This window comes from Kitasatospora sp. MBT63 (assembly GCF_000710465.2).
Lineage (GTDB): Bacteria > Actinomycetota > Actinomycetes > Streptomycetales > Streptomycetaceae > Kitasatospora.
Map to the genome: position 1 here is coordinate 1 of NZ_JAIZ01000344.1, position 11,665 is coordinate 11,665.

Below are 11,665 nucleotides of genomic sequence, written 5' to 3' on the forward strand. Positions count from 1 at the left end.
CGCAGCCGTCGTGACGGCGGGTGCGCCCCGGTGCGGTCGGGCGGTCAGCCGAGCGGATCGCCCTCGGCGGTCATGTCGGCGGCGGCGCGGCGGTCCTGCTCGGCCTGCTCGGCCTGGAGCCGGGCCCGCTCGGCCTGGTCGCCGAAGGCGTCGGAGGCCTCGTCGTGGGCGAGCGCCGCCCGTTCGGTGGGGCTGACCATCTCGTGCGACTTGTGCCGGAACCTGTCGAAGATGCCCATCGCTCTGTGCTCCCTGGCGTGATCGGACGGCGGAACCCTCCCACTGTCACACCGTGCACCCGGGCGTGCCACCGGGGCGGCGGGGCCGGGCCGGGAGCGGGCCGGGCCCCGCGCGGAGTGTGCGGGGCCCGGCTGCGGACGGTCGGCGGGCGGGTCAGCCGCTGACGCTGGGGGCGCCGCTCTCCAGGTGGCCGGTGAACCGCTGGGACCACGTGGTGTCACAGTCCGCGGTCACCGTGAAGTCGTACCAGCCGTTGTTGTAGGCGACCACGTTGAAGTAGTCGCTGACGTTGCCGCCGGCCGGGACGGTGTAGGTCCAGGGGCCGTCGGTGCGGTAGTTGTTCGAGGTGATGGTGAAGGTCACCTGGGTGGTGCCGGCGTTGGCGAGCCTGAACCAGAGCGCGTTCTTGCCGGTGTCGGGGGCGGCGGCGTACGAGGAGGTGACGGTGAGGTTCTTGCCCGCCTTGGTGGCGTCGCCCTTGAAGCGGCGCAGGAAGCGGTTGGGGCCGGTGACGCTCAGGTCGTAGGGGCCGCCGCCGAAGTTGGCGCCGCAGTTGAAGAAGTCGCTGGTGTCGGTGCCCGGGTCGACGGTGTACTGCCAGGGGCCGCCGGTGCGGTAGGCGTTGGCGTAGGCCGCGAAGTGGGTGGTGGCGGTGCCCTGGTTGGCCATCTTCAGCCAGACCTTCATGACGTTGCCGGAGGCGAACTCCAGATGGTCGAGGTTGGCGTTCGGCTGGTACGGCAGCGCCCGGGCGGGGCGGGTGCCGGCCTCCTGGAGCGGGAGGGCGTTGTTGACCGGCGCCGGGTTGGGCAGCGGGCCGCAGGCGGCGAGGCCGATGGTGGCGTCGGTGTTGGGCAGCGCGGGCATGCCGTAGACCGGGTTGGCGAAGTCGAACATGCCGGTCAGGTCGGAGCAGACCTTGCGGCGCCAGGCGCTGATGTTGGGCGTGGTGGCGGGCTTGCCGAGAGCGGCGGTCCACTTCTCCAGGAAGCGCAGCACCGAGGTGTGGTCGGCGACCTCGGAGTTGACCCAGCCGCCGCGGGTCCAGGGCGAGATGGCGATCAGCGGGACCCGGAAGCCGAGGCCGATGTTGGTGCCGTTGTAGAACTCGCCCGCGGTGCCGGCCGGGGCGACCGGCGGCGGCACGTGGTCGAAGAAGCCGTCGTTCTCGTCGTAGTTGAGGAACAGGACGGAGGAGTTGAAGACGTCCGGGTTGGCGTTGAGCGCGTCCATCACCATGTGCACGAAGTGCGCGCCGTCGGCGGGGGTGGCGTACGGGTGCTCGGAGGAGGCCTGGTCGGCGACGATCCAGGAGACCTGCGGGAGGGTGCCGTTCAGCACGTCGGCGCGGATCGCGGCGGCGATGTCGTCCGGGGTGCGGCCGGTGGCCTTGGGGACGGAGCCCATGCCCTTGACGGCCAGCGCGCTGCCCGCCGGGGCGGTGGAGAACTGCTTGAAGTAGGCGAGCGCGTTGTCGCCGTAGTTGTCGGCGGCGTTCTGGTAGACCTTCCAGCTGACGCCGGCCCGCTCGAGCGCCTCGGCGTAGGTCTCCCAGCGCAGGTTGGACTCGTCGCCGCCGTCGTACGCGGGACCGCCCAGGGTGCCGGCCGGGTCGATCTGGCCGGACCAGTGGTAGGTGCGGTTGGGGCCGGTGGCGCTGAGCACCGAGCAGAAGTACGCGTCGGAGATGGTCCAGTAGTCGGCCAGCGCGTAGTGGAACGGGATGTCGGCGCGGGTCAGGTGGCCGAGCGCGCGGACGTTGCCCTTGGCGGCGACCCAGGAGTCCATCTTGCCGCCGTTCCAGGCCTTGTGCTGGTCGGACCAGCCGTGCGCCAGGTCGCCGTTGCACTGGGCGAGGCGCTCGGGGTCGGCGCCGCCGGCCGGCTTGGTGGCGCTGAACTGCCACGGGTACTGGCGGCCCGAGCCGTTGGGCTGGTTGAAGACGCTGTAGCCGCCGGCGATCTGGATCGCGCTGCGGTCGGCGAACCCGCGGACGCCCTTGAGGGTGCCGAAGTAGTGGTCGAAGCTGCGGTTCTCCTGCATCAGGATGACGATGTGCTTCGCGTCCGCGATGGTGCCGGTGGTGCCCGCTGCCGCGGCCGCGGCGGGGGTGGTGGCGGCCGCGGCGGCCACGCTGCCCGCCACCGCCGCTCCGGCCGCCGCGCTCGCGGAGAGCGCCATGAACTTCCTACGACTCAGCTCAGCCATTGGTGGGACCGCCGCCCTCTCAGGAGTTGTGCACACAGGTTTGCACTCGCCGAACGCGGTGCATCCTGGCCCAGCCCCGGGCGGAAGGCCATGGCTTTCCATGAAGGCTTGTTGGACTGTTCTTCCCCGCGTCGTCGGGCGACCTCGCGGTGAACGGCCGGCTCAGCCGTCCTTCACAACGATGCCCAGCGCCTGGGCGAACTGCGGGGCGAGGTCGAAGAGTTGGTGTGTGGAGATGACGGCCCCGCGCAGCCCGAGGTGGCCGTCGGCCAGCTCCAGGCGGGCCGCGCCGCGCAGGTCGGCCCGCTCCAGCTTCGCCCCGCCGAGCCGGACCTCCTCCAGGGTGGAGCCGGGGAAGGAGACATCGGTCATCCGAGCCTCGCCGAAGTCGACGTCGCGCAGCAGGCAGTCCTCGAACACCACGTCCCGCAGCACGGCGGAGCGCAGGTTGACCGACTCCAGCTTGCACTGGCGCAGCACCACCCGGCGCAGCGCGGCGCCGTACCAGGCGACGCCGGCCAGCACCGAGCCGAGCAGGGCGCTGTCCTGCCAGTCGCTGTCGGCCAGGTCGGTGGCGACCAGCCGGCTGCCCTGCACCCAGACCTCGTTGAAGGTGGTCCGGCGCAGCCGGGCGCCGTCCAGCCGGACGCCGGTGAAGGCGCACTCCAGGAAGCCCGCGCCGGCGGCCGCGCCGGTGTGCTCGAAGTCGTCGAAGTGCACGGTGTCGTAGCGGTGGTCGGGCCGCAGCGGGCCGGTGTGCGGCTGGAGCAGGTGCGCGAAGGGCAGCTGGTCGAGCTCGTCCGGGGTGGCGGGGACGTTGGGGACCGCGGGCATGGTCTGGCTCGTTCCGGTCGGGGACGGGGTGCTGCCATCGTCCCAGCCGCCACCGACAGCTCAGCCCTCCCGCGCGTGCAGCGCCAGCCCGGTCGCGACCGCCGCGGCCGCCACCAGCCCGGCCAGCAGCACCCCGGCCTCCCCGGCGAGGGTGCACACCAGCAGGGCGGCCGCGGCCACCGGCAGGACCGCCTGGGCGGCCCCCCGCTTGGTGTGCCGGGAGTGCAGCAGCCAGACCGTGACCAGGTAGACCGCGCCCGGCACGGTGACCGCGGCGGTGGCCGCCTCCGCGGAGATGTGCGCCTGCCCGACGGCGTACTCCACGGCGACCTCCAGACCGGCGCCGATCGCCGCGGCCGAGCCGAGCACCAGGTAGTGGCCGTAGCCCCACAGGAAGGCCCGCCGGTTGGAGCGCAGGTGCTCGTGGATCGGGCGGGCGAAGTAGATCCACCACGCGGAGAAGCAGAGCAGGATGCCGCCGGCGGCGATCGGCAGCAGCTCGCCGAGCGCCTCGTGCTCGTCCAGCGCGGCCTGGATCGCGACGGTGGCGGCGGAGACCGTCTCGCCGAGCACGATCAGGGTGAACAGCCCGTAGCGCTCCGCGATGTGGTGCGGGTGCCAGGTGCTCTGGGTGTGCCGCTCGGCGAACACCGGCACCGAGAGCTCGGCCAGGATGCCCAGCGGGATCACGTACGGGCGCACGTTCTCCGGGAGCAGCAGCAGCACCCCCCAGCCGACCTGGCAGACGGTGATCCCGGCGGCGTAGCGCAGCGCCATCGTGCGGGCGCCGCCGCTCTCGCTGCGGGCCGCGCGCAGCCACTGGGTGACCATCGCCAGGCGCATCACGACGTACCCGACGACCGACAGCACGAGGTCCCGGCCGTCGAACATCCTGGGCACGCCCGCGGCGAGGATCAGCACCCCGGTGATCTGCACCAGGGTGGTGATCCGGTACGGCACGTCGTCCACGTCGTACGCGGAGGCGAACCAGGTGAAGTTCATCCAGGCCCACCAGATCGCGAAGAACGCGAACAGGTAGCCGACCAGACCGGTGGAGAGGTGGTCCTCGGCGACCGCGTGCGCGAGCTGGGCGCCGGCCTGGGCGACCGCGACCACGAAGCACAGGTCGAAGAAGAGTTCCAACGGCGTGGCGGCGCGGTGCGGTTCGCTGCGGCTGCGGGGCACCATCCGCCGTACGACGCGGTCCGGGTCGGGCAGGGCGGCTTCGCTGGTCATCGGATCGCTTTCGGCTCGCACGCGGTCGGCTCGGGGGGCGGCAACCCGGGCCGCTCCCCGCGATCCTGGCAGGAGCCGGACCCGTACGCACGTACCCGCGCGGCACGCCGATCCGTCCGCTTGCGCCCGTTTTGGGCGTCCGTCAGGCAGAGTTGACGGTGCAGTGCGCGATCCGGGTGACAGCTCGACGGCTCCCGGGCGCGCCCTGCGGAAGGTGTCCCGTCCACCCCGGCCGGGCCGATAGATTCCCCTCCAAGTGGAACGACGACACGGGCGGTCTGCGGGCAACGCGGAAGGTCAAGGCAGATGGCGTGGACACGGGGGCGGCTCCGCCGGATGCCCCCGCGCCCACGCCGGGACGCCTCGTGATCACCGCGCTGCTCGCCAGCGCCGCCGGTCGTTCGACCGTCCCGCGCCGCCGCGGCGCGCGGTGGACTACTTCTCCCAGCCGACCGAGGTGATGACCGTGTCGGCGAGGCTGCCGGCCCCGAAGTTGGCCAGGCCCTTGCGGACCGCGACGATGCTCGGCCGCTGGTACAGCTCGACGGTGTGGGCCAGCTCCCAGATCTTCACGTCCGCCTGGTTGTAGAGCTTGGCGGCCTCCACCGGGTCGAGGGTGGCGGCGGCCTTGCGCAGCAGCAAGTCGATCTCCGGGGTGCTCAGCTTGGAGTAGTTGCCGAACACGTTGTCGCCCTGCGGGGCGCGGTAGATCGGCACCGTCTTGGAGAGCGGGAACGAGCCGGTGTTGCGCCAGCTCGCCAGGTCGAACTTGCCCTCGTTGATGTACTTGGAGAAGTACTCCTTGCTGGGCACCTTGTCGACCGAGAGCTTGACCCCGACCTGCTGCAGCATGCTCTGCACGGCCGCGGCGAGGTCGGACTGCGCCTGGGTGGAGCCGTCGCTCATCACGTAGTGCAGCTCCAGCGGCCGGCCGTCCTTGCTGCGCACGCCGCCGGCGTCCTTCCAGCCGGCCGCGTCCAGCAGCTGCTTCGCGGCGGCCAGGTCGTATTTCACCCAGTCCCCGGAGTTGGCCTGGTAGCCGGCCTGGTTGGTCATGAACAGGTGGTTGTCGAGCGGCTTGAACTCGACCGGCACGCCCTGGTTGACGATCTTGATCAGCGAGGCCCGGTCCAGTGCCTTGCCGAGCGCCTGGCGCACGCCCTGGTCGGCGAGCGCGCCGTTGCCGCCGAAGGAGATGTGCACCTCGTCCCAGGGGGTGCCGGTGCGGATCGCCGCGTCCTTGGCGTCCTTGAGCTGGCCGTAGGCGGTGGCGGTGCCGGCCGAGGCGAAGTCCACCTCGTTGTTGAGGAAGGCCTGGGTGATCGCGGCGGCGTCCAGCACCCGGTAGGTGATCTTGTCCAGCTTGGGCTTCGGGCCCCACCAGTCCGGATTGGGCACCAGCGTGATGGTCTGCGCGGTCTTGTCCGCGCTGCCGATCTTGAACGGGCCGCCGTAGACCGGCACCTGCTCGATCCAGCCCTCGTTGAACTGCTGCGGGGTGGAGATCTGCGAGGCCGGCAGCAGCGGGCTGAACAGGCTCTGCCAGTCCGCGTACGGCTCGGCGAAGGTGACCTTCACCTCGCTCGGGTCGGCGCCCTGCTCGACGGCGGAGATCTGCTCGTAGCCGGAGGAGTCGGAGAGGTTGTAGGCCGGGTCCTTGCCGTTGGACGCCTGCCAGACCGCCTTGAAGTCCTGGTAGCCCAGCTGCTTGCCGTCCGACCACTTGGCCTTGGGGTTGAGCTTGTAGGTCACCACCTGCGGGGAGGTGGAGGTGACCTTGGCCGACTCCAGGTACTCCGGCACCGGCTGGTAGACACCCTTGGCGTCGGTGCGGAACAGCTTCGCCTCGACGTAGCCCATGATCTCGACGGCGTCGCCGTAGGTGCCGTCGACCTGGTACGGGTTCCACTGGGTGATCCACTGCTGGAGCGGCTCGCGCAGCTCCCCGCCGTCCTTGATCCTGTCCAGCGGCTGCGGGTTGTTGTCCTCCGCGTCCTGGGTCGGCGTCACCGTCTTGGCCACGTCGTCCGCCTTACCGCCGCCCGAGCTGCTGCAGGCGGTGGCGGCCAGCACCACGGCGATGGCGGCGGCCGCGGCGCGGCCGAGTCTGCGGGTGGCGAGCGAAGCACGCATCAGGAATTCCCCGGGGGTCTCGAAGAGTCGACGGCCGCCAGGTGTGGCGACACTTGAACGTGGGCAGCCAAGTCGGTGCCGACAGGCAGAACGTAACAGCGGATCAAGTCGACTACCAGGGGGCGGTGTTCAGATCTGATCGAAACGAAACAGGCCGCAACAGTGCCGCAATCTCCCGTCAGTACCCGTCTGATCGACTGTGACCTGGGCGTTCTCCGGACCGGTTGAACCCCGCAGCGCCGCACCCCCTGGACGGCCGACCCACGGTGCCGTACAACTGCTGCGCGAAGCTGCTGCAACCACCCCTTGAGCGAAGGCGAACGATCATGTTCACCAGGTGTGCGAACCGCTTCGGCGGTCGGCCGTGATCCGGTATCTGGCGAAACGGCTGAGCTACTACGCGGTCCTGCTGGTGGTCGCGGTCTTCCTCGCCTACGCCCTGTCCTGCACCGCCCTCGGCCCGCGCGCCTACTTCGAGGCCAAACAGCCGAGGCCCTCGGCCGCCGCGGTCGACCGCCAGCTCACCGCGCTCAACATCAACGACCGCACCCCGGTGGTGGAACGCTTCGCCACCTGGGCGGACGGCCTGGTGTTCCACGCCGACCTCGGCCGCACCATCCACAACACCTCCGTCAACGAGGAGTTCGGCCGCCGGATCTGGGTCTCGCTGCGGCTGCTGCTGATCGGCAGCCTGCTCGGGATGGCCCTCGGGGTGGCGGGCGGCGCCTGGAGCGCGGTCAAGCAGTACCGGATCTCCGACCGGACCCTGACGGTCTTCTCCTTCGTCCTGCTCTCAACCCCGGTCTTCCTGGTCGCCCTGCTGCTCAAGAACGGCGCCATCGCCGCCAAGAACGCGGCCGGCCACGAGGTGATCCCGTTCACCGGGTACGAGACGCCCAACCTGGCCGGCGGCCTCGGCGCCCACCTCGGCGACTGGGCGCTGCACCTGCTGCTGCCCACCCTGTCGCTGGCGCTCGGCGGCCTGGCCACCTACAGCCGCTACCAGCGCTCCACCATGCTGGACGTGCTCGGCTCCGACTACCTGCGCACCGCCGAGGCCAAGGGCCTGACCCGCACCCGGGCCCTGCTCAAGCACGGCCTGCGCACCGCGGTGATCCCGATGTCGACCATGTTCGCGTACAGCTTCCTGGGCATCTTCACCGGCGCCGCCTTCACCGAGACCATCTTCGGCTGGCACGGCATGGGCGAATGGTTCATCCAGGCCATCAACGAGCAGGACATCAACGCCGTGGTCGCCGTCAACCTGTTCGCCGCCGTGGTGATCCTGGCCGCCGGCTTCCTCGCCGACGCCCTGCACGCCGCGCTCGACCCCCGGGTCAGGTACTGATGACCACCACCGTGCTCACCGACACCGTCCCCGTACCGGCCGGGGACCCCGCCCCCAGCGGGCGGCTGCGGCTGGTCCTGGCCCGGCTGACCGCCGCCCGTGGCGTGCTGGTCGGGGCCGCGATCGTGCTGCTGCTGTTCCTGCTGGCCTTCCTCGGCCCGTACCTGACGCCCTGGGACTACGCCACCCCGAACTACACGGCGATCCGCCAACCCCCCTCCGCCGAACACTGGTTCGGCACCAACGGGATCGGCCAGGACGTCTTCGCGCAGACCGTGCGCGGCCTGCAGAAGTCACTGGTGATCGGCCTGCTGGTGGCGCTGTTCTCGACCGTGCTGGCCTCGCTGGTGGGCGCCTGCGCCGGGTACTTCGGCGGCTGGACCGACCGGGCGCTGATGTTCCTGGTCGACCTGATGCTGATCTTCCCCAGCTTCCTGATCATCGCCATCGTGTCGCCGAAACTGCGCGGCACCGGCTGGCTGGCCTTCGTGCTGCTGCTCGGCCTGTTCAACTGGATGATCACCGCCCGGGTGGTGCGCTCGATGACGCTCTCGCTCAAGGAACGGGAGTTCGTCCGGGCCGCCTCGTTCATGGGCGTCAGACCGTTCCGGATCATCCTGCGGCACATCCTGCCGAACGTCTCCTCCTTCCTGATCATCGACGCCACCATCACCGTCGGCGGCGCCGTGATGAGCGAGGCGGCGCTGTCCTACTTCGGCTTCGGCGTCCGCGCCCCCGACGTCTCGCTCGGCACCCTGCTGGCCGCCGGCACCGGCGACGCACCCGTCTTCCCCTGGCTCTTCTACTTCGCCGCCGCCCTGCTGGTGCTCTTCGTCCTCGCCGTCAACCTGATCGGGGACGGGCTGCGCGACGCACTCGACCCCACCGCCGACGCGGGCCGCCCCGCCCGCACCGCCCGCCGCCCGCGCCGGAGAAACCCGTGACCCCCGCACCCGTGACCCCCGCACCCCCGCTCACCGAACCCCCGTTCACCGAACCGCTGCTCGCCGTCCGGGACCTGCGGGTCGACTTCGGCCCCGCCCCCGCCGTCCGCGGCGTCGACCTGGAGCTGCACCGCGGCGAGACCCTCGGCATCGTCGGCGAGTCCGGCTCCGGCAAGTCGGTCACCGCGCTGGCCGTCCTCGGGCTGCTGCCCGGCACCGCGCGGATCGGCGGCTCCGTCCGGCTGGAGGGCCGCGAACTGGTCGGGCTCCCGGGGCGCGAACTCGCCCGGATCCACGGCCGCAAAGTCGCCATGGTCTTCCAGGACCCGCTCTCCGCCTTCACCCCGGTCTACCGGATCGGCGACCAGATCGCCGAGGCACTGCGGATCCACCAGCCGCTCGACCGGGCCGCCGCCCGCGGGCGCGCCGCCGAGCTGCTCGACCTGGTCGGCATCCCCGCCCCCGGCCGGGCCCTGGACAGCTTCCCGCACGAGTTCTCCGGCGGCATGCGCCAGCGCGCCATGATCGCGATGGCCATCGCCAACGACCCCGACATCCTGCTCGCCGACGAGCCCACCACCGCCCTCGACGTCACCATCCAGGCCCAGGTGCTGGAGGTACTGCGCACCGCCCAGCGGGAGACCGGCGCCGCCCTGGTACTGGTCAGCCACGACCTCGGGGTGATCGCCGGGATGGCCGACCGGGTCGCCGTGATGTACGCCGGACGCGTGGTGGAGACCGCCCCGGTGGACGACCTGTTCGCCCGCCCCCGGCACCCCTACACGCTCGGGCTGATCGGCGCCGCCCCCCGCCTCGACGGACGCGGCGGCCCGCTGGTCCCGATCCCCGGCAACCCGCCCGCCCCCGGCGAGGGCGGCCCGGGCTGCCCGTTCGCGCCCCGCTGCCCGCTGGCCGAGGGCCGCTGCCGCACCGCCGAACCCCCGCTGGCCGGCGCCGGCGCCCACCTCGCCGCCTGCGTCCGCGCCGACGAGCTCGCCGAACGCGGCCCCGCCCCGAGCGAGGTCTACCCGGTGCCGGAGCTGCCCGCCCCCGCCGACCCCGGCCCACGCGAAGGGCGCGCCCAGGTGCTCGCCGTCACCGGCCTGACCAAGACCTTCCCGCAGCTCAAGGGCGCCGTCTTCAAGCGCAAGGTCGGCGAGGTGTACGCCGTCGACGGCGTCGACCTCGACATCCGGCGCGGCGAGACGCTCGGCCTGGTCGGCGAGTCCGGCTCCGGCAAGTCCACCACCCTGTACGAGCTGCTGCGGCTCGCCGCCCCCCAGGCCGGCCGGATCGAGCTGCTCGGCCAGGACACCGCCCGCCTCGACCCCGCCGCCGCCCACCGGCTGCGCGGCAGGCTGCAGATCGTCTTCCAGGACCCGATGGCCAGCCTCGACCCCCGGATGCCGGTCGGCGACATCGTGGCCGAGCCGCTGCACGCGCAGGCCGTACCGCGTGAGGAGGCCGCCCGGCGGGTGCCCGCGCTGCTGCGCCAGGTCGGCCTCGAGGCGGCGCACGCCGACCGCTACCCGCACCAGTTCTCCGGCGGGCAGCGGCAGCGGATCTCGATCGCCCGGGCGCTGGCCGTCCGGCCCGACCTGCTGGTGCTGGACGAACCCGTCTCCGCGCTGGACGTCTCGATCCAGGCCGGGGTGCTCAACCTGCTCCAGCGGCTCAAGGCCGAACTGGGCCTCGCCTACCTGTTCGTCTCGCACGACCTCTCGGTGATCCGGCACCTGGCCGACCGGGTCAGCGTGATGTACCTCGGCCGCACCGTGGAGACCGGCGCGGTCGCCGAGGTGTTCGAGCGGCCCCGGCACCCGTACACCCGGGCCCTGCTGTCCGCCGTCCCGCTGCCCGACCCGGCGGCCGAGCGGGCCCGCACCAAGGTGCTGCTCGCGGGCGACCCGCCGTCCCCGACCGTCCGCCGCCAGGGCTGCCGCTTCCGGGCCCGCTGCCCGGTGTACGCGGCGCTGGACGCCGGCCGGCGCACCCGGTGCGAACAGGAGGAGCCGCAGGCCGCCGAGGCCGCGCCGGGTGTGGACCACACCGCGGCCTGTCACCACCCGGAAGGCCGCTGAGCGCCCGGCCCCGGCCTACAGGTCCCAGCTCTCGGCGGTCGGCGGCCGCCACCGCGGGTTGCCCCGCCGCAGCGCCGCGACCCCGGCCGCCGTGAAGAGCAGGCCGAACAGCACCATGCCGGCCGCGATGCCCAGGTCGCCGAGGCCGAGCTGCCGTGCGAACACCGCGTGGCCGGGCCGGCTGTCGGCCACCAGGACGGTGACCGGGTCGCCGGGCGCCAGGCGGTCCGGGGCGCTGTGCGGGTCGTCGACCTCGAGCCGGTCGGCGGAGGTGGCCCCGGGCAGTGCGACGGTCATCCGGTCCGCCCCCTGCCGCGTGGCCGGCCTGGTGTACTCCACCTCGGCCACCACGGCCGCGACCGGGCGGGCGTGCGCGTAGTCGTGCCGTGTCTCGACGTAGGACCAGCCGAACGCCACCCCCGCCACGGCCACCAGCGGCCCGATCACCACGCCCAGGGCCTGTCCGATGCCCATGCCCGTCCGCGCGCCCCCGCCCATCCGCCCCTCCCCAGCTCGGCTCGGCCGAACCGTACCAGCGCGGGCACCGGCCGGACAGGGGTCGACTTGAGCGCGGGCGCCGGTGACCTGTAATGTTCTCCGGGTCAGACAGGCGCCGCTAGCTCAGTTGGTTAGAGCAGCTG

At 72.3% G+C, this 11,665-nt stretch carries 9 protein-coding genes; 3 read left to right on the forward strand and 6 right to left on the reverse strand.

What is annotated here, in order from left to right:
- Positions 1-44: 44 nt before the first annotated feature.
- The 5 genes from AA75_RS20450 to AA75_RS20470 form a co-directional block, all read right to left on the reverse strand.
- Complete coding sequence (locus tag AA75_RS20450) at positions 45-239, reverse strand: hypothetical protein (protein ID WP_033821586.1); 195 nt, start codon at positions 237-239, stop codon at positions 45-47.
- Positions 240-393: 154 nt separating this feature from the next.
- Positions 394-2,448: a phosphocholine-specific phospholipase C gene (locus AA75_RS20455; RefSeq protein ID WP_033821587.1), complete on the reverse strand. Its 2,055-nt coding sequence runs from the start codon at positions 2,446-2,448 to the stop codon at positions 394-396.
- A 162-nt stretch (positions 2,449-2,610) separates the two neighbouring features.
- Positions 2,611-3,282: a pentapeptide repeat-containing protein gene (locus AA75_RS20460; protein ID WP_033821588.1), complete on the reverse strand. Its 672-nt coding sequence runs from the start codon at positions 3,280-3,282 to the stop codon at positions 2,611-2,613.
- 60 nt (positions 3,283-3,342) lie between these two features.
- Positions 3,343-4,518, reverse strand: a complete 1,176-nt coding sequence (locus tag AA75_RS20465) for a low temperature requirement protein A (protein ID WP_233289114.1) — start codon at positions 4,516-4,518, stop codon at positions 3,343-3,345.
- Positions 4,519-4,953: 435 nt separating this feature from the next.
- On the reverse strand, positions 4,954-6,651 hold the full coding sequence (locus AA75_RS20470; RefSeq protein WP_033821589.1) for an ABC transporter family substrate-binding protein: 1,698 nt from the start codon (positions 6,649-6,651) through the stop codon (positions 4,954-4,956).
- A gap of 364 nt (positions 6,652-7,015) precedes the next feature.
- Between AA75_RS20470 and AA75_RS20475 the strand changes: the two genes are divergently transcribed.
- The 3 genes from AA75_RS20475 to AA75_RS20485 are packed head-to-tail and all read left to right on the forward strand — an operon-like array spanning position 7,016 to position 11,024.
- Positions 7,016-7,999 carry an ABC transporter permease gene (locus tag AA75_RS20475; protein WP_033821590.1) on the forward strand — a complete coding sequence of 328 codons (984 nt, stop codon included), beginning with the start codon at positions 7,016-7,018 and terminating at the stop codon, positions 7,997-7,999.
- Positions 7,999-8,943 carry an ABC transporter permease gene (locus AA75_RS20480; RefSeq protein ID WP_051812878.1) on the forward strand — a complete coding sequence of 315 codons (945 nt, stop codon included), beginning with the start codon at positions 7,999-8,001 and terminating at the stop codon, positions 8,941-8,943. Before AA75_RS20475 ends, AA75_RS20480 begins: the two co-directional genes overlap by 1 nt.
- Positions 8,940-11,024 carry a dipeptide ABC transporter ATP-binding protein gene (locus tag AA75_RS20485; RefSeq protein ID WP_051812879.1) on the forward strand — a complete coding sequence of 695 codons (2,085 nt, stop codon included), beginning with the start codon at positions 8,940-8,942 and terminating at the stop codon, positions 11,022-11,024. Before AA75_RS20480 ends, AA75_RS20485 begins: the two co-directional genes overlap by 4 nt.
- Before the next feature lie 15 nt (positions 11,025-11,039).
- On the opposite strand, the gene AA75_RS20490 is transcribed toward AA75_RS20485, so the two are convergent.
- On the reverse strand, positions 11,040-11,522 hold the full coding sequence (locus AA75_RS20490; RefSeq protein WP_149038273.1) for a DUF3592 domain-containing protein: 483 nt from the start codon (positions 11,520-11,522) through the stop codon (positions 11,040-11,042).
- Between the last annotated feature and the right edge of the window lie 143 nt (positions 11,523-11,665).